9 protein-coding genes are annotated in these 19,650 nt (G+C 71.9%); all 9 read left to right on the top strand.

The window, feature by feature from the left end:
• The first annotated feature begins 533 nt into the window (after window positions 1–533).
• Window positions 534–4,232, top strand: coding sequence for an nSTAND1 domain-containing NTPase (locus tag BU204_RS25880; RefSeq protein WP_075128359.1), 3,699 nt, complete (start codon window positions 534–536; stop codon window positions 4,230–4,232).
• Between the two features lie 278 nt (window positions 4,233–4,510).
• Window positions 4,511–4,951, top strand: a complete 441-nt coding sequence (locus BU204_RS42175) for a helix-turn-helix domain-containing protein (protein ID WP_075128358.1) — start codon at window positions 4,511–4,513, stop codon at window positions 4,949–4,951.
• Between the two features lie 70 nt (window positions 4,952–5,021).
• Window positions 5,022–6,665, top strand: a complete 1,644-nt coding sequence (locus BU204_RS25870; RefSeq protein ID WP_075128357.1) for a PhpK family radical SAM P-methyltransferase — start codon at window positions 5,022–5,024, stop codon at window positions 6,663–6,665.
• Window positions 6,666–6,695: 30 nt separating this feature from the next.
• Entirely contained in the window at window positions 6,696–8,519 is a 1,824-nt protein-coding gene (locus tag BU204_RS25865; RefSeq protein WP_075128356.1) for a non-ribosomal peptide synthetase, read from the top strand.
• Complete coding sequence (locus BU204_RS25860) at window positions 8,512–13,620, top strand: non-ribosomal peptide synthetase (protein WP_075128355.1); 5,109 nt, start codon at window positions 8,512–8,514, stop codon at window positions 13,618–13,620. Before BU204_RS25865 ends, BU204_RS25860 begins: the two co-directional genes overlap by 8 nt.
• Window positions 13,617–16,733 carry a type I polyketide synthase gene (locus BU204_RS25855; protein ID WP_075128354.1) on the top strand — a complete coding sequence of 1,039 codons (3,117 nt, stop codon included), beginning with the start codon at window positions 13,617–13,619 and terminating at the stop codon, window positions 16,731–16,733. Before BU204_RS25860 ends, BU204_RS25855 begins: the two co-directional genes overlap by 4 nt.
• Window positions 16,730–17,947, top strand: a complete 1,218-nt coding sequence (locus BU204_RS25850; protein WP_075128353.1) for a MupA/Atu3671 family FMN-dependent luciferase-like monooxygenase — start codon at window positions 16,730–16,732, stop codon at window positions 17,945–17,947. Before BU204_RS25855 ends, BU204_RS25850 begins: the two co-directional genes overlap by 4 nt.
• A complete protein-coding gene (locus BU204_RS25845; protein WP_075128352.1) occupies window positions 17,944–18,879 on the top strand; it encodes an aminotransferase class IV in 936 nt (311 codons plus the stop codon). The genes BU204_RS25850 and BU204_RS25845 overlap by 4 nt, the downstream gene beginning before the upstream one ends.
• A gap of 8 nt (window positions 18,880–18,887) precedes the next feature.
• On the top strand, window positions 18,888–19,625 hold the full coding sequence (locus BU204_RS25840; RefSeq protein ID WP_075128351.1) for a beta/alpha barrel domain-containing protein: 738 nt from the start codon (window positions 18,888–18,890) through the stop codon (window positions 19,623–19,625).
• Window positions 19,626–19,650: the final 25 nt, after the last annotated feature.

Genomic DNA, 19,650 nt, shown 5'->3' with positions numbered 1-19,650 from the left:
TACAGGCCGTCTCGTAGCTCCGGTCCAATGGTGTCAAGGGGCGAGCGAAGCGAGCTCGCGTCAGCGACGCCGGAGGCGCCCTTTACACCGTTGGGGCGGAGTACGACGATCAACGGCCGAGGGAGCGGTTCTTGTTCACGGTTGAGACAGCTCCCTCGGCCTCGAGTGTCGTACTCCTGGTCGGCGGCGTAAAGGGCGCCCTTCGGGCGTCGCTTCGCGATCTCGCTTCGCTCGACCCTTGACTCCGCCGACCAGGAGCTACGAGATGGCCTGGGCGAGGGAGCCCGGGGGGCTCTAGGGAGCTGGGGTGTTCCGCAGGGGTTTGCGGTGGGGGAGGGAGCCTCGGGGGCTGCGGAGCTGGGATGTACCAGTTCTGCGATGCTCGGCTTTGGGATGGACGGCCATCGTCCTGGGTTTCTGGCCGATCGCATGACACCTGTGGTGCCGGAGCGGGATCATGCGGCGGTGATCTTGTCTGGGGACGGCCACGGCGGGACTTTCGGTCCGGCCGTCGCGGATGCTGGGAGGTGTTGATGGGGCGGCGCGAACGTCGGCTCGATCCCGAGGATGGGCCGCTACAGCGGTTCGCCCACGAGTTGCGTGGGGTGCGGGAGTCGGCGGGGCGGCCGAGTTATCGGGTGCTCGCGCGGCGCGCCGGCTACTCGGTGACCGCGTTGTCCGAGGCCGCGGGTGGTGAGACATTACCATCCTTGGCTGTCACATTGGCCTACGTTCGCGCGTGCGGCGCGGATCCGGACGAGTGGGAACAGCGGTGGGAGCAGACGTCGGTCGCCCTGAGCGCCGCGCACGACGACCGTGACCTCGCCAAGGCGCCTTACCTGGGGCTCACGTCGTTCGAGCCGGAGGACGCCAACCGGTTCTTCGGGCGGCACGACCTGGTCGAGGACCTGTGCTCCCGGCTTTCCGAGTCGACGTTCCTCGCCTTGTTCGGGGCCTCCGGCAGCGGGAAGTCCTCGCTGCTGCGCGCGGGTCTGCTCCCTGCGGTCTGGCAGAACCACCTCCCCGGCAGTGCCGACTGGCCCACGGTCCTCCTCACCCCGGGTTCCCGCCCCGTCGAACAGCTCGCCGCCGAGCTCGCCGGCCTGGCCTGCCGGGAGCCCGACCTCGGCGCGGACCTGGCCGCCGCGCCGGGCGAGATCTGCGCGCTGATCAGACAGGCGCTCGCCAACCGGGCGCCGGGGGCGCGGTTGGCGATCGTCGTCGACCAGTTCGAAGAGGTGTTCACCCTCTGCCGGGACGAGTCCGAGCGCCGGAGCTTCCTCGCCTGCCTGCTGGCCGCGGCGCAGGAGTGCGACGGCCTGGCGCGGGTCGTGCTGGGGGTTCGGGCGGACTTCTACGCGCGGTGTGCGCAGTACCCGGCGCTGGTCGCGGCGTTGCGCGACCGCCAGGTGCTGGTCGGCCCGATGGCCGCCGAGGACCTGCGTGCCGTGATCCGGGAGCCGGCCGCTGCCGCCGGCCTCGCGGTCGAGGCCGCACTGGTCGAGGCCGTGCTCGCCGACGTCGTGGGCGAGCCGGGCGTGCTGCCGTTGCTGTCCCACGCGCTGCTCGAGACGTGGAAGCAGCGCAGCGGCGACCGGCTGACGTTGGCCGGCTACCGGCGGACGGGCGGCGTACGGGGTGCGATCGCGCGCACGGCGGACCGGGTGTTCGCCCAGTTCGACGCGGCCGGGCAACGTGTCGCCCGGGACGTGTTCCTGCGCCTGACGGCGCTGGGGGAGGGAACGGAGGACACCCGTCGCCGCGTCTCCCGGCGGGAGCTGCTCGGCGGCCCGGACGCCGAGGCGGTCACCACCGTGCTGGCCAGCCTCGCCGACGCGCGGCTGGTGACGTTGGGCCAGGACACCGTGGAGGTGGCGCACGAGGCCTTGATCCGTTCCTGGCCCCGCCTGCGCGTGTGGCTGGCCGAGGACCGGGAGACCCTGTCGGCGCACCGGAGGCTCACCGAGACCGTCGCCGACTGGGAACGCCACGACCGCGACGACGGGTGGCTGTACCGGGGTGCCCGGCTCGCGGCCTGGCAGGACCGGCCGAAGGACCGGCTCAACGACACCGAGCGGGAGTTCCTGAGCCTCAGCGTCAAGGCCAGCGACCGCGAGCGGAACGCGCGCAAGTGGCGCCTGCGGCTGGCGTTCGGCGGTCTGGCGACGGCGACGGTCGTGGTGACCGTGCTGGCGGTCCTCGCGTTGCTGCTCGCGAAGGAGGCCGCGACGGAGAAGGAGATTGCCTACAGCCGCCAGCTCATCGCGGACGCGCGGGCACAGGCCCAGCTTGACCCGGAGCTCGGCCTGCTGCTCGCCCGAGAGGCCTTCCAGACCCGTCCCGGCGAGGACACCGAGGCAGCGCTGCGGCAGGCCGCGATCGAGTCGCACGTCCGGGCCAGCCTGTCCGGGCACGGCGGGAAGATCACCGGTGTCGCGTTCGCACCGGACGGCCGGCACCTCGTCACCGGGGGCGCGGACGGCGCGCTGCGGATCTGGGAGTGGCGCGACGGCAAGGTGACGGGCAAGGACCCCGTCGTGCTCCGCGGTCATGACGGCGAGGTGTGGACCCCGGTGTTCAGCCGGGACGGGAAGCGCCTCGCGGCCGCGGGGGTGGACGGGGCGGTGTCGGTGTGGGACTGGGAGACCGGCACGCTGGTGTCCGTGCGTCGCCAGCGGGAGGAGATCTGGGCGGTGTCGTTGAGCCCCGACGGAAAGCGGGTCGCCAGCGCGGGGCAGGACGGCACGGTGCGGATCTGGCCGGTCGACGGCGGCGAGCCCACGGTGCTCGACGGCCACACCGGTCGGGTGCTGGGCGTGGCGTTCAGCTCGGACGGCCGGCGCGTGGCCAGCAGCGGTGGCGACGGCACTGTGCGGATCTGGCCTCTGGACGGCGGCGCGCCGGTCGTGCTGCGCGGCCATCACGACTCGGTCGAGGCGATCGCCTTCAGCCCCGACGGCAGGCGGGTGGCGAGCGCGAGCACGGACGGCACGGTGCGGGTCTGGGAGGTCGCCGGGACGAGCGCGCCGATGGTGCTCGGCAGGCACGACGGCACCGCGGAGGGAGTCGCCTTCAGCGCCGACGGGCAGTTGGTCGCCAGCACCGGCAACGACGGCACCGTCCGCGTCTGGAACGCCACGCGGCATGCCAAGCCGGTGGTCCTGCACGGTCACCGCGGCACCGTGTGGGCGGCGTCGTTCAGCCCGGACGGAACCACGGTGGCCACCGCCAGCGACGACGGCACGGCGCGGGTGTGGGACGTCAACGACACGGGGGACCAGGTCGTCATGCGCGGACACGAGGGCCCGGTGTGGGGTGCGGTGCTCAGCCCGGACGGAAGTCGGGTGGCCAGCGCGGGCGAGGACGGCACCGTGCGGCTGTGGGACCTGTCGCGCACGACGCCCACGGTGACGCTGCGCGGTACCGGCGAGCCGATGTGGCAGGTGTTGTTCAGCCCGAACGGACAGCACGTCGCCGGGGTGGACGTCGCGGGCACCGTGTGGATCTGGCGCGGCGACGGCAGTGGCGAGCCGGTGCGGTTGCCCAGCGACGCCTGGCGGGTCGCGTTCAGCCCGGACAGCGAGCGCGTCGTCGTGGCCGACCGCACGAACGCGCTGCGAATCTGGAGCGTCTCGGGCGGCGAGCCCGTGGTGCTCCCCGCCGCCGAGGACAAGCTGTACATCGTGGCGTGGAGCCCGGACGGCCGGCGGGTGGCCGCTGGCGGGGTGAGTGGCGCGGTGATGGTGTGGGACCTCGCCACCGGTGGCCCCCCGGAGGTGCTGCGCGGTCATCGTGGACTGGTGTTCACGGTCACGTTCAGCCCGGACGGTCGCCGCCTCGCCTCCGGGGGAAACGACGGCCTGGTGCGGATCTGGTCGACGACAGGCGAGGGGAGGACCACTGTCCTGCGGGGGCACCAGGGGATCGTGGTCAGCGCGGCCTTCAGCGCGGACGGGCGGTACCTGGTGACGAGCGGCAACGACGCGACCGTGCGTCGCTGGACGGTGGCCCGGCCCGGCGAGTCCCTGACCTTCCGCGGTTTCCGGGCCTCGGTCGAGAGCGTGGCCGTCGCTCCCGACGACCGGTTCGCCACCGCCCACGACGACGGCACGGTCCGCGTGTGGAAGTGCCCGGTCTGCGGCTCGCTCGCCGAACTCCGGACCTACGCCGACGCGCACGTCACACGCCAGCTCACCGACGAGGAACGCGCCGCCTACCTGACCGGCTCCTGACCCGGCGTCCCGGTCGCGCCCGGATCCTCACCTCTCCGGTTTCGGTGCTGGTCCGCGGATTGTCCGGAGAACAGGCCGCCGCGGGACAACGCTCCGGCCGCGGTGTGCGGCGTCCGGTCCGCCGGGAAGCCGTTGTTCACGGGGGCGGGGGCGTGCTGGACATGGGCGGGGCCGTTATATCTGGTCGATGACCGACGGCCCGAGGGCGGAACGGTAGGAACGCCGCGTCAAGGTCGTTCGACTGGGGATCTTCCCCACCATGGGTGGTGGTGACGGAAATGTCAGGGTCAACCGGTATATCCGATTTCGGGCGGCTGCTCCGGACCCTTCGGGAGGAGAACTGCCTCACCCAGGAGGAGCTCGCGGAGCGTTCCGGGGTGAGCATCCGGGCGATCTCCGACCTCGAGCGCGGACGCACGAAGCGACCGCACCGCCGGTCTGTGCGGCTTCTCACCGAGGCGCTCCGGCTGGCCGGCGGCGAGCGCGAGGAGTTTCGGCGCGCCATCCAGACCAGCGGGGCGTGCCGAGCGCGTCCGGGCTCGATCGCGTTGGTGTTGAACGACGTGGCCGAGGCACACGAGGTGCGTCCACTGTTGGAGCTGGACGGTCCGTGGGCCGTCATCCTGGTCAACCAGGCCCGCCTGGTGTCGCTGTCGGCGGTCTGGAGGATCGACATCCTCTGTCCCGAGGACCCGTCGATCCTGGAGATTCGTGCATAACCGGTTCACAACCGAGCGTCTCTACTGTTCCGATCGATGGCCCAGTCGTCAGGAGGGACGAACACACGCGATGTCCGATCTTGACTGCGTGGTGATCGGGTACAACGAAGGCGACTTCGACGGGTACCGCGCGATGTGTGAGAGTGCCGGACCGCGTTCCGCGGAGTACCAGATCTTCCGCAAGGAGCACCTCGTCGTGGACGGCCGGCCGGTGCCGTGGCTGGAGGCGTTCAGCCTGCTGCGCAACAAGGTCACCGGTCGCTCCGACCGCTACCACGTCGGCGAGGTGGCCAATCTCGCCACCCTCTACCTCGCTAACTTCCTGTCCCGGCACGGTTTGTGTGCCGAGCCGGTGTCGTTGTTCAGTGCGGAGCTGGACCGGCTGGCCGACCTCCTCGACCGCCGGCCGGCGGTGGTGGCGATCACGACGACGTTCTACGTCAACATCCTGCCCGTCGTACCCATCGTCGAGTTCGTCCGCGCACACGCGCCGAGCGCCCACGTCGTCGTCGGCGGCCCGCTGATCGACAACCTGTGCGTCGACGGCATCACCGAGGTGGTGCAGGACCTCTTCTTCGCCATGAGCGCGGACTCCTACGTACTCGAGTCGCAGGGGGAGCACGCACTCGTCGAGATCGTCGAGGCGGTGCGCGGCCGCTCGGATCTGTCCACTGTGTCCAATGTGGTGCTCTGCCCGGACGGGGAGAGCTGGCAGCTGACCCGCAAGCGGCCGGAGAACAACGACCTGAACCAGGCGTCGATCGACTGGAGGTCGTTCCCGGCGGAGTTGATCGGCCCAACCGCGCAGACGCGCACGGCCAGGAGCTGCGCATTCAAGTGTAGTTTCTGCGACTACCCGTCCCGTGCCGGCGCCCTGGCGACGGCGTCGGTGGACACCGTCCGCAAGGAGCTGCGGGCGATGGCCGAGCTCGGGGTGCGGAACCTGGTCTTCGTGGACGACACCTTCAACGTGCCACCGAAGCGGTTCAAGGAAATCTGCCGGATGATGATCGAGGAGGACCTCGGTCTGTCCTGGTACTCCTACTTCCGCTGTTCGAACGCCCGCGACGAGGAGGCTTTCGACCTGGCCGCCGCCAGCGGCTGCGCGGGCGTCTTCCTCGGCATCGAGTCGGGTGACCCCGGTGTCCTGGACAACATGCACAAGCTCGCCCAGGACAGCCAGTACCGGGTCGGGATCCAGCGGCTCAACGAGCGAGGTATCACCACGTTCGCGTCGATCATCGTCGGCTTTCCCGGCGAGACGGCGAGTACGGTGGGGAACACCGTCGAGTTCCTGAACGAGACCCGGCCGACGTTCTGGCGCGCGCAGCCCTGGTGGGCGAACCCGAGGTCGCCCGTGTACCGGAACAAGGAGGTCTTCGGCATCGACGGGGCGGGCTACCACTGGTCCCACCGCACGATGTCCGCCGAGGAGGCGGCGAGCCAGACCGACCGCATGTTCGACGAGGTGACCGGCTCGGTGTGGTTGCCGCTGTACGACTTCGACTTCTGGTCACTGCCCTACCTCGCGGGCAAGGGCGTTGGCGTGGACGAGTTGCTGCCGATGTTGCGGTTGAGCCAGCAGATCATGCGCCATCGGGACAGCGGCTCTGGTGACCCCCGCCAGCTGTCCGAATTGGAGCGCCGGTTCGAGGCCGCTGTCGGTGCGGTTGCCCCCGCGCCGCCGAGGTTCCGGTACCAGGTCTCCGCGTGACTCCGCCTTCCCAGGAGAGTAGGAGCCGCCATGCCTGACCTGTCGACAGTCACCGCGTTGCGGGATGCGCGGTTGCCCGCTCGTCCCCGGCGCTCCCTGTCTCAGCGCTTCGTCGACGTGCTCGCCCACGGTCCGCGCCGGGCCGCCGTGGTCGCGTCGGACGCCACCCTGACCTTCCAGCAGCTCGACCGCCGCTCCGCGTCGGTCGCCGCCACCCTGGCCGCCCGTGGGCTGGGGCCGGAGTCGGTGGTCGGAGTGTGCCTGCCCCGGTCGTCCCAACTGGTGGTCGGTCTGGTTGGGGTTGTTCGTGCCGGTGCGGCCTACCTCCCGCTGGATCCCACACTGCCCGCCGCACGTCTCGCCGCGACCATCCGGGAGAGCGGGGTGTCCACTGTGCTCGTCGACGCCGACACGGAGCGGCACTGCGCCTCCCTGCCCGGCATCCAGCCGCTGCGGGTGGGGGAGTGCACGCCGAGCACGAGTTTCCGCGATGTCGCGGTCCATCAGGACAGCCTGCTCTACACGATGTACACCTCGGGCTCCACTGGACGACCCAAGTGCGTCGCGGTGACGCACGGCGGGGTCGCGGACCTGCTCGACGCACTCGAGTCGGCGGGCGTGGTCGGTGACGAGCCCGGCCGGGTGGGGTGGAACGCCAGCGTCGCGTTCGACGCGTCCGTGCAGCAGTGGACCCGGGTCTTCCGCGGCGACACGGTAGTCGTCCTGGACGAGCGGGTGCGGGCGGACCCGGCCGAGCTGACGGCCTTCGCCCGCCGGCAGGCGCTGACCGACCTGGACATCACGCCGACCCACCTGGGAGTGGTTCTGGACCACGTGGACCCGGGTGGGAACGGTGTCCCGGCCCGACTCCTCGTCGGAGGTGAGGCGATCTCCCAGGGTCTGTGGGACCGCCTGTGCCGGCTCACCGCCACCGGCCGCGTCCGCGCGGTGAACCTCTACGGGCCCACCGAGTGCACTGTGGACGCGACGGTAGCCGAGATCACGCCGGGGACCGCACCCCACCTCGGTGAGCCGCTGGCGGACGCGCGCCTGTACCTCCTGGACACGGCACTGCGCGCGGTTGCCGACGGCGTCCCGGGAGAGGTCTACCTGGCCGGCGGTCGGGTTGCCCGCGGTTACCGCGGCATGCCGGGCGGGACCGCCGCTCGGTTCGTCGCCGACCCGTTCTCCGGAGCCGGAGAACGGATGTACCGGACCGGTGACTGGGCGCGCCGCCGCGCCGACGGCCGGCTGGAGTTCCTCGGGCGAACCGACGACCAGGTCAAGCTGCGTGGCAACCGGGTGGAGCTCGGTGAGATCGAGGCGGTACTCGCGGCCATGCCCGGCGTGGTGCAGGTGGCCGTGGCGGTGCGAGAGGACTGCCCCGGGGGACGGGGGATCGCCGCGTACTACCGCGCGACGGCGCCTGTCGACGCGGCGGAGCTGCGGGCAGCGGCCGTTGAACGGCTTCCCGGCTACATGGTGCCGGTGGTGTTCGTGGCGGTGGACTCGCTGCCGACCACCCTCAGCGGAAAGGTGGACCGCGTACGGCTGCCCGCGCCGGCTCCGCCGGGGGCCGGCGCCCGCCCGCCGCACCGGCCGCCGGTGAGTCGCAACGAACTGCTGGTGGCCGCCGCCTGGTCGGCGGTGCTGGGGGTGGAGAGGGTCGGGACCGACGACAACTTCTTCCACCTGGGCGGGCAGTCGCTGCTGGCGATCCGGGTCGCGGCGCGGCTACGTCGCTCGTCCGGACACTCCGTTCCGCTCGTGGCGGTGTTCAAGAACCCGCGCCTGGGTGAGCTGGCCGCCTACCTGGACACGCTCTCGTCGCCGGTGGTGGAGCGCCATGGGTGAGCCCGAGCCCGTCGATCTGGTGGCTGCCGTGCTGCGGCACGCCGCCTCGGATCCGGACCGAGTGGCGCTGACGTGGTTGGACGGCCTTGCCGAGCCGGGGGAGTCAGTCACCTACGGCGCGCTCGACGACCTGGCGGCGACCGTCGCGGGCACCCTGCTGGCCAACGCGCGGCCTGGTGACCGGGTGCTCCTGGTCCAGCCTCCGGGACTGGGGTTCGTCACCGCGTTCCTCGGCTGCCTGTACGCGGGCTGCGTGCCGGTGCCGGTGTACCCGTTGGTGGACACCGAAGACAACGTCGCCATCGTCCGGCGGGTGCTCGCGGACAGCGGCGCGGTCCTGGCGTGGACGGCGGACCAGGGCGCGGCGGACCACCTGGCGCGGATCCTCCCGGTCCCGGTGCACTGGAAGACGGGCGCCGACCGGTACCGCCCGGACCGGGGGGCGCGACCGGACCAGCTGGCCTTCCTCCAGTACACCTCGGGCTCGACCGCGGACCCTCGCGGCGTCATGGTCACCCACGGCAGCCTCGCGGCCAACCTCACGGCCATCGCCGCCGCGTTCGGCCACGACGCCGACACCGTGGTGCTCAGCTGGCTCCCGGCCTACCACGACATGGGGCTGATCGGGAACATCCTGCATCCGCTGCACACCGGTTTCCCCGCCTACCTCGCCTCACCGCTCGACTTCATCTCCCGGCCGCTGAACTGGCCCACCGCTGTCGCGCGTTTCGGCGTCACGACCAGCGGCGGACCGAACTTCGCCTACGACCTGATCGTCAGGGCCGCCGGTCGGGACGGCGTCCCCGAGCTCGACCTGAGCGCGTGGCGCGTCGCCTACTGCGGAGCCGAACCCGTGTCGGCGCGGACCCTGGGACGGTTCGCCGAACTCCTCGCGCCGCGTGGTTTCCGGGCCGACGCACTGGTTCCGTGCTACGGCCTCGCCGAGGCCACCCTGCTCGTCACCTCGGCCCCCGTGGGCCGTCGAATGGTCACCGCACCGGCCCCGGACGGCGGCCAGGCCGTGTCCTGCGGTGTGCCGCGCGACTGCGAGGTGGTCGTCGTCGACGGGAAGGACGGCCCGGCGGCCGATGGCGAGGTCGGCGAGATCCTCGTGCGCGGCGACAGCGTGGCCGCCGGCTACCTCGGCAAGCCGACGGCGACGAAGGCCGTGTTCGGCGCGACGGCCCGCGGCAGGAACGGAAGCTGGCTCCGCACCGGAGACCTCGGCTTCCTCGACCGGGGCGAGCTGTACGTGACGGGACGCATCAAGGACCTGATGGTGGTGCGCGGACGCAACCACCACCCCCAGGACGTGGAACGGCTCGTGACCGAGAACTGCCCGCCGGTGCGACCCGGCTGCGTCGCGGCGTTCGCCTCTCCCGACGGCGAAGGCGCGGTCGTCGTGGCCGAGATCCGCCCGGGACGCACCCTCACCGCCGCCGACCGGCGCGCGGCCACCTCCGCCGCGGTGAACGCGCTCGGCCTGCGCCTGGTGGACATCCTCGCCGTGCCCAGGAACACCGTCCCGAAGACGACGAGCGGCAAGCTGCGCCGCGGCGAGTGCCGAACGCGTTACCTGTCCGGCGAGTACGAGCGGTTCCGCGCGGCCGACGCCGGAGCGGAGGTGGCCCGGGGCGGTACCGACGGGGACGCTGTCCTGGGCGCGGTCCGGGAGGTGCTGGGCGTCGAGCCCGAGCCGGACGTGCCGCTCGCAGGGTACGGGCTCGACTCGCTGAGTGCCGTCCGACTTGCCGAACACCTGGTGCGCGAAACAGGTGTGGACGTGCCGGTGCGTGAGCTGCTCCGTGGGGCCACCCTCACCGACCTCGCCAGGGCCGTCTCGGCCCGCCCGCGCGCCGACGGCCTGGCGGCACGGCCTGACGGCGCGGGGTCCGGCCGGCTGTCCGCCGCGCAGGAGTCGCTGCTGTTCCTGCACATGATGAACCCCACGAGCACCGAGTACCTGATCTCGTTCGCCTTCGCGCCCGCGGCCGGCACCGACCTGGGCGTCCTCGACCGGGCGATCCAGCTCGCGCTGTCCTGGCGCTCGGAGCTCTGGACACGGTTGTCCATGCGGGGCGACACCTGGCTGCGAGTCCCGGTCGATGCCCGACGCCGGCAGGAGGCGTTGAGCCCGACCACCGTCGACGTCGAGGACGACCGGCTCGAGGAACGGCTGGCCTCCACCGCGGCGACGCTCCTGGACCTCGAACAGGGCCCGCTGCTGCGGCTGTACCGGCATCGGACGCCGACCCGGCTCGTGTACCAGGTGGTGGCACACCACCTGGTCACCGACCTGTGGTCGCTGTGCCTGGCGTTGCGCGACGTCGGCTCCTGCTACGCGGAGCTTCTCGCCGGCCGGGAACCGACAGCGCCGGTGTGCCTGTCCTACGACGACTACGTGCGGGAACAGGAGGCGTACCTGGCCTCCGCGGCGGCCGCCGCGCGTGACGACGCCCTGCGCCGGCTGCTGCCCACGAGGGAACGGCCGGTCGACGTCCGCACCGACCTACCCCGTGGCCCTCGGCGGGGTTCCCGGGCCGGGCGGGTCAGCTCCTCGCTGACCGTGCCGCCCTCGCCCGGGCGCGACATCGTCGCGCTGATGATCACCTTGTGGGCCGCGGTCCTGCACCGGTACGGCACGCCGACCCCCGTCGTGGTCGGCGTGCCGGTCAGTGGCCGGGGAACCGGTCGCCACGCCACCGTGGCGGGGTTGTGCACCAACACGGTGCCGGTCGCCGTGGACACCTCGCTCGACGCGGGGCTGTCCGCGGCGACGACGGCCGTGCGCGACCAGCTCGACGAGGGCATGGACGCCGGGATGTACCCCCTCGCCCGGGCGGTGGCCGCGGTCCGGCCGGCGAGGGCGGCCGGGCGGCATCCTCTCGTCGAGACCCTGGTCACGGTGCACGAGAACCCCCTGCCCGAGGTGCCGGCGATGCTCGAGGCGATCGGCGGCCTCGCCGCCGATCTCGAGCTCGGTCCGCTGTCCCTGCGGTCCGTCCCGGTGCCGGTCGGCAGCTGCCGGTACGACCTCGACCTGGTCGTCACCCCGCGGGACGGGGGTTACCGGTTCGCGCTGGACTACGCGGCGGACCTGTTCACCCAGGAGACGGCGTCCGCCCTGCTCACCGCGTTCCAGGATGCCCTGGCAGCCGCCCTGGTACGGCCGGACGCCCTCCTCGGCGACCTGCTGGCGCTCTCCCGGCGGGACGCCGCGCTCCTCAACCGGATCGGGTGGAGCGAGGCCGGACCGCTCACCCCGCCGCTACTGGACCGGGTGCGCGCGGTCGCCGCCGAGGACCCGGGCCGGCCAGCGGTGGTGCGCAGGGCCGGCACCTGGGACTACGGCGACTTCGTCGCCCGCGTCGACCAGGTCGCCGACGCGGTAGGGGCGGCCGCGCACCCGGACCAGTTGGCATCGGAGGGCGGCCGGTCGCAGGTCGCGGTGCTCGTCGAGTCCTCGGCGGACTTCGCCGTGGTGATGTTCGCGGCCTGGTCCCGCGGCCTCGGCGTGCTGCCGCTCCCGACCGACCACCCGGACCGGCGGCTCGCCGGCATGCTGGCGGACTGCTCGCCGGCGGTTCTGGTGACCTGCCCGGCCCAGGCGGCCCGCGCACGCCGGCTCGCCACGGCCGGCGCGGCGGCCGTTCCCGTCCTCGAGCTCTCCGCTCTCCTGAAGGACCCGGGGACGCCGTGTCCGTCACCCCCTCCGCCGCCCACGGCTCCGGCGTTCACGGTCTACACCAGCGGGTCGACCGGAACGCCCAAGGGCGTGCGGATCCGGCACGACCAGATCTCGCCGCTGGTCGCCTGGTGCGAGCGGCAGTGGGGGTTGGGCCCCTGGGCACGTATCGCCCAGACGCTCTCGCTCGGCTTCGACTTCGGGCTGCAGGAGCTGTTCACGATCCTGCCCACCGGGGGCTGTGTGGTCGTGCCCGACCGGGACGACCGGCGCAGCGCGCGGGACTACGCCCGCTTCCTGCGCCGCGAGCGGGTCACCGTCCTGTTCACCACACCGTCCTACGCCGACGAGCTGGCGGCGAACGGGGAACCGCTGCCGCAGCTGCGTCTGGTGCTGGTCGGCGGTGAGGTGCTGCGGCGGTCCACCGTCGTCGGACTGCGGGCGCTCGTCGAACCGGGCTGTCGGCTGGTCAACGGGTACGGGCCGACGGAGGCGACCGTCAACTGCTTGATGTACGAGATCCCGTGGAGCGTGTCCGACGACGAGCTGCCCGAGGTGCTGCCGGTCGGCACGGCCACGGCGAACAGCCGGATCCACCTGGTCGACGCGGCGAACCGGCCGGTTCCCGTCGGTGCGCTCGGCGAGCTCCTGGTCGGCGGCCCGGGGGTGGCCGACGGCTACCTCGGCCGCCCCGAGCGGACAGCGGAGCGGTTCGTGCGGCTGGACCTCGACCCGGACCGGCTCTACCGGACCGGGGACCTCGCCTACGTCCGTCCGGACAGCGGCTACGTGGTGGTTGGACGAGCCGACCGGCAGGTGAAGGTGCGCGGGTTCCGCGTCGAGCTCGGCGAGGTGGAGAAGGCGCTCGTTGCCGCGCCGACCGTGCACGGTGCCGTGGTGCGGGTCATCGGTGACCACGGCGACCTGACCGCGTTCCTGGTGGGTGAGCGGGTGGACCTGGACGTCGTGGCGCGCCACCTCGCCGAGGTGCTGCCACCTGCCATGGTGCCGAGCACGATGATCCCGCTCGAGTCGTTGCCCCGCACGACCAACGGAAAGCTGGACGAGGCGGCGCTCGAGCGGCTGGCGGCGCGGGTCGGTCCCACCGTGCTCGTCGGGACGGCGTCCCCCGCGGACGTGGAGGCCGCGGTGTGCGAGATCTGGGCCGAGGTGCTCTCGGTGTCCGAGGTGGACGCCGGATCGAACGTCTTCGACCTGGGTGCTCACTCGTTGGCCGTCACCCGGGTGCACAGCTGGCTTCAGGCGTCCGCCGGCGTGACCTTCCCGGTGCACGAGATATTCGACCACCCCCGCCCGTGCGATCTCGCCAGGCGGATCACCGCGCACCGGCGAGCCGGAGGCGTCCTCAGGACACGACCGGACATGCAGGCGGTCAACGGGAAGGAGGAGGCGTGACCCGAGTCCCGGTAGAGCGACACCCCGGTTCGGTCGCGATCATCGGCATGGCGGCCAGGCTCCCGGGCGCACGGACCATCGAGGAGTTCTGGTGGAACCTGCGCGAGGGCGTGGAGAGCGTCGTCCGGCACAGCAGGGAGGAGATGCTGGCCAACGGCGCTCGACCTGACCTGGTCGACGACCCGAACTACGTCAACGCCTCGGCGCCCCTCGACGACGGGGACACCTTCGACGCGGAGTTCTTCGGCTACTCGACCCGTGAGGCGTCGATCATGGAGCCGCAGCACCGGATCTTCCTGGAGTGCGCCTACCACGCGCTGGAGGACGCGGCCTACGACAGCCACCGGTTCCCCGGACTCATCGGCGTGTTCGGCGGCTCGACGATGAACACCTACATCCTGCACAACGTCATGCCGCACAGCGCCGACGTGGTGACGGTGGTCGGCGACCTACAGGTCATGATCGGCAACGACAAGGACTACCTGACCACCAGGGTCTCGCACAAGCTGGACCTGCGCGGGCCCAGCATCGCGGTTCAGACGGCCTGCTCGACCTCCCTGGTCGCGGTGCACGTGGCGGCGCGGGCACTGCTCGACGACGAGTGCGACATGGCGCTCGCCGGCGGGTCGTCGCTGCGGATGCCGCACGCCGCCGGGTATCTGGCCAACCCCGGCGGGACCGCGTCGGCCGACGGGCACTGCCGCGCGTTCGACGCGGACGCCGCGGGCAGTGTGGTCGGCAGCGGGGTCGGCGTCGTCGTGCTGAAGCGGTTGCCGGACGCGCTGCGGGACGGCGACCGGATCCACGCGGTGATCCGCGGTTCGGCGATCAGCAACGACGGTCGCACGAAGGCGAGCTTCACGGCGCCCAGCGTCGATGGTCAGGCACGTGCTGTCGTGGGTGCCCTGCGTCGGGCCGGGGTCTCCGCCCGCGAGATCAGCCTCGTCGAAGCGCACGGTACCGGGACCCCGCTCGGCGACCCGATCGAGGTGGCCGCGTTGACCAGGGCGTTCCGTGAGACGACCGACGACCGCGGCTACTGTTGGCTGGGTTCGGCCAAGCCGAACATCGGACACCTCGACGCGGCGGCGGGAGTGGCCGGTCTGATCAAGACCGTGCTGGCGCTGAAACACCGGCGCGTGCCGCCCGTGGTGAACTTCAGGAGCCCCAACCCCAAGCTCGGTCTGGAGTCCTCGCCGTTCCGGGTGGCCACCGAGCTGACCCCGTTCGACACCGACGAGCCGCTGGTGGCCTCGATCAACTCGCTGGCGATGGGCGGGACCAACGTCCATGTCGTGGTGGAGGAGGCGCCGCGAACTGTCGCGAGCGAGCCCTCGAAGCGTCGTCGTCACCCGGTGCTGCTGTCGGCACGCAGCGGCGAGGCGCTGGAACGCCTCGGGCAGTCTCTGGGCCGCTGGGCCAGGGAGAACCCGACCGCCTCGGTCGCCGACGTCGCCCACACCCTCGCCGTCGGGCGTCGCGACCACGAGATCCGCCGGGCCGTCCTCGCCACCGACCTCGACGATGTCGCGATGGCACTGTCCACTCGGGGCAGTCGCCGGCAGCGGGAGCAGCGCACCAGGGGATCGGTGCGGACGGCGTTCCTGTTTCCCGGCCAGGGAGAGCAGTTCCCGGGCATGGCGGTGGCCGCCGCGCGGGAGCCCACGGTCGCCGCGCACCTGGACACCGTCATCGACCTGTTCGCGGACCTGGCCGGTAGGGATCTCCGCCCGTTGCTGACCGGTCCGATCGACGACCGCGAGGCCGCCTCGGCCGACCTGGCGCGAACGGAGGTCACCCAACCCGCGCTGTTCGCGGTGGAGTGGGCGCTGGGGCGCACGCTGCTGGACTACGGCGTCCGGCCGTACGCCATGCTCGGGCACAGCGTCGGCGAGCTGGTCGGCGCCACCCTGTGCGGCGTCATGGACCTCGAGACCGCGGTACGCCTGGTCGGCCACCGGGGTGAGGCCATGGCGGCGACGCCGGAAGGCGCCATGCTCTACGTCAACCTCACCGAGGACGAGGTCGTCGCGCTGCTGCCGGACGATCTCGACATCGCCGCGGTCAACGCCCAGCGTCTGGTCGTCGTGTCCGGCGCCGACGCGGCACTCACCCCCTTCGAGGAGCGGCTTCGCGCGGAAGGGGTGTCGTGCGGCAGACTGGGGGTGAACCGAGGGTTCCACTCGGCGCTGATGGACCAGGCGGTCGACCAGTTCCGGGACGTGGTCGCCGGGTATGAGCTGAGCGACCCGACCAGCCTCCTGGTGTCCAACGTGTACGGGCGGTACCTCGAACCGGACGAGGCGAGGAGCCCCGACTACTGGGCGAACCAGATCCGTCGCCCGGTCCGGTATGCCGACGGCCTCGGACTGCTCGTCGACGACGGTGTCACCGTGTTCGTCGAAATCGGCCCCGGTCGGACGCTGTCCAGGCTTGCGGCGACGACCAGTCCGGACGCGGTCCACCTGGGACTGGTCGGGGGAGAGGCCGACACGCCGCCGGATCTGCTCGAGGTCCTGACCGACTACTGGCTGACCGGCGGCGACGTCGACTGGTCCGCCTGGTACGGACAGGAGCGGCGAGCGCGGATATCGCTGCCCGGCTATCCCTTCGCACGTACCCGGCACTGGTTGGAACCGAAACCGCCGCAGGCCGCGCCGGCGGTCGCCACCGCGTCGGCACCGCCACCCGTCCAGAAGGCCGACAAGCCCGCCGAGTTCGACGGCACCCCGATGCAGCGGTACGTGGCCTGGCTGTGGCGCGTGCTGCTCGGCCGTTCGGACTTCGGTCTGCACGACAGCTTCTTCGAGGTGGGTGGGCACTCGCTGCTGGCCATGCAGATGGTCAGCCAGCTGCGCAAGCACGGTGCGGGAGACCTGGAGATGACCGACCTCTTCGAGCTGCCCACGGTCGCCGGGCTCGCCGAGAAGCTGGAGTCGCTCGGCGTGCGACCACCGGCTCACGACGAGGACGTCGCTCCGCATACCGACGAGGGTCCGCGGCAGCAGGCGGTGGACGACGAACTGGACGCACTGCTCCTCGAGGTCGAGGCGTTGTCCGACGAGGAGGTCCGAGCTCGGCTCGTCGAGCTCGAGAAGAGGGGAGAGGTGTGAGCGGCAACAACAGCGCGACGACCACGACGTCCGCACTGGACGGTCTGGACCCGTCCAGGCGCGCGTTGATCGAGCACGCGCTCCGGAACCGGGCCGGGTCGGCCGGGTCACCGCCGGCCGGTGCTCAGGAAGGAGCGGGCGGCGGACGCGGTCTGAAGATCAGCGTGTTCTTCTTCTCGGCGGATGTCGAGGACGACCCGAGGGACAAGCACGCCCTGGTGCTCGACTGCGCCGAGCTTGCCGACGAGCTCGGCCTGCACGCGATCTGGGTGCCAGAGCGCCACTTCGACCCGTTCGGGGCTCCATACCCGAGCCCCGGTCTGCTGCTCGCCGCCGTCGCGGCCCGCACGAAGCGAATCGCCCTGCGCTCGGGCAGCGTCGTGCTCCCGCTGCGCGACCCGCTCCTCGTCGCCGAGGAGTGGGGCGTGCTGGACTCCCTGAGCAATGGTCGGATGGGGATGTCGCTCGCCTCGGGGTGGCACGCCGACGACTTCGTGCTCAACCCGGACGGGTTCGACAGCCGCAAGACGGTGCTCGAGGAACGCCTGGCCGACCTGCGCACGCTGTGGTCCGGGGGCTCGGTGCGCCGGCCGGGACCAGGGGACCGGGTCGTCGAGGTGCGAACCTACCCGCGGCCCCGACACGCCCCGCCGATCTGGCTGACCAGCGCGAAGAACCCCAGCACCTGGCAGGCCGCCGGTCGGCTCGGGCTCCACGTCCTGACCGCCATGCTGGAGCAGAGCCTTGACGAGATCGCCCGGAACGCCGAGTCGTACCGGGCTGCGTTGAACCAGTCCGGACAGTCCATAGAGGACCGGGAAGTTACCTGCATGCTGCACACCCACCTCGCCGCGGACGCCGCGGAGGCGAGGAGCCGGGTGCGTGAGCCGCTTCGCCGCTACCTGTCCGCCCACCTGAACCTGTTCGAGAAGTTCGCCGCCAGCCAGAACATCGGTGTGCGTCCCGAGGACGTGAGCGACGCCGACCGCCAGGCGCTCGTCGAGCACGGCCTGCGCCGCTACATCGACAACTCCGGGCTGTTCGGCAGCGTCGAGTCCTGTCAACCCGTGGTCGACCGCCTGCGTGCCGCGGGCGTGACCGAGCTGGGCTGCCTGGTCGACTTCGGTCTGCCACGCGAGCAGGTGCTGGACAGCGTCCGGGAACTGGCCCGGCTCAACGCCTCGCTGCGTGACCGGGGCGCTGGTGACCCATGACGACCAGCGCACCCCGCTCCGTGGCCACGGTTCTCGACGACGACCCGGACAGCCGCACCGTGGCCTTCGGCAGCAACAGCGTCCAGCACGGCTCGGCGGTGTTCGAGGGGATCCGGTGCCATCGGACCGCCGACGGCTCCGCCGTGTTCCGGCTCGACGACCATCTGCGCCGACTGCTTGCCTCGGCGCGTGCGATGGGAATCCGGCACGAGTACGACCTCGGACGACTGCGTGAGGTGGTGCTGCGTGCGGCCGAGAGCGGCGGCCTACGAGACGCCTACCTGCGGCCGGTCCTCTACACGCCGGATCCCCGGCTCGGCGTCGGGCTCACCGCCTTCCGCTTCACGCTGGGTGTCGAGGTCTGGCCGGCGACCGACGTGGTCGACCCGGTCGAGCCGGTGCGGCTGACCGTGTCGCCGTGGCACCGGCCGGGCCCTTCGGTGTTTCCCGTGGGGGTCAAGGCAACCGGTCTGTACGCGCTGTCCGCACTGGCGCGAACCGCCGCGCTCGCCAATGGTTTCGACGACGCCGTGCAGCTCGACCCCGCCACGGGTCGCGTGGCCGAGGCGACGATCGCCAACATCTTCCTCGTCCGGGACGGGGTGGTGACCACCCCGTGGCGGACGGAGAGCCTGTTGCCCGGCATCACCAGGGACAGCGTGCTGGCCCTCGCGTCCAGGCTCGGTTACCGGACGGTCGAGGGCCCGGTCGACCGGGCGGCGCTGCAGGCCGCCGACGAAGTCTTCCTCACCGGCACCGCGTTCGGCCTGGTACCCGTCGCCGCGGTCGACGATCGAACGTTCGACCAGCACCGCCCGATCTTCACCGCCCTGCGTCAGTCCTACCGCGACGCGGTGAGCGGCTTGTCGTCGACACCACCGGGCTGGCTGACGCCGGTACCGCAACGAGCCGAAACCGGCGTGCGCACCTGAGGAGAACCATGACTCAGCTCTTTCACTGCTTCGGCGCCAAGCCCGAGCACCGGGTGGACACCGAGACGGCGGCGAACATGCTGCGGGCGAGCGGCTGCACGTATTTGGCCGTCAACACCCACACGCTGCCCGACACGCGGTCCGGGGACGACCTGCCGGTCGGGTACGCGTCGGCCACCTTCGGCTCGGTTCGGGACCTGGTGGGCGCCGAGCTCGGTCTGCGTCCTGTGCTCAACATCAACCACCCGACCAGCGCCGCGGAGGCGGTCCACCGCGCCCGGCGGGCGGTCGAGCTGACCGGCAGCCGCGTGGTCAAGCTGGAGGTGTTGGACCCCGGGCTGACCACGAGCGTCAACGACGAGGTCGTCGTCGCGGCCAGGGAGCTGCGCGGCGACGGCCTCGAGGTCTGGCCGCTGATCACGCCGGACCGGCGGGTGTTCGACGAGTGCGTCGAGCTCGGCTGCTCGATGGTGCGGGTGATGGGCTCGCCGATCGGTGCGCGCCGCGGAATCGCCCCGGAGCGCGTTCGGGTCGTCGAGGACCTGCTCGTCGACAGTGCGGTGCCGGTGATGCTCGACGGCGGCATCGGCTCCGCCGAGCACGTCGTCGAGGCGTTCGCGATGGGGTTCGACTCCGTGCTGGTCAACTCCTACCTGTTCGCCGAGGGTGCCGACCCGGTCGCCTCGCTGCGGGAGCTGCGCGCCGTGGTCGAGGACGCCGCGGTCGCCGTGCGACCGGTGGGGTGAGCGTGTCCGACCACAGCGCGGGAGG

It is taken from the genome of Actinophytocola xanthii (genome assembly GCF_001921205.1).
Taxonomy (GTDB): domain Bacteria; phylum Actinomycetota; class Actinomycetes; order Mycobacteriales; family Pseudonocardiaceae; genus Actinophytocola; species Actinophytocola xanthii.
Note: the sequence above shows the minus strand (reverse complement) of the source record. Positions and strands in the feature narration are given on the sequence as shown.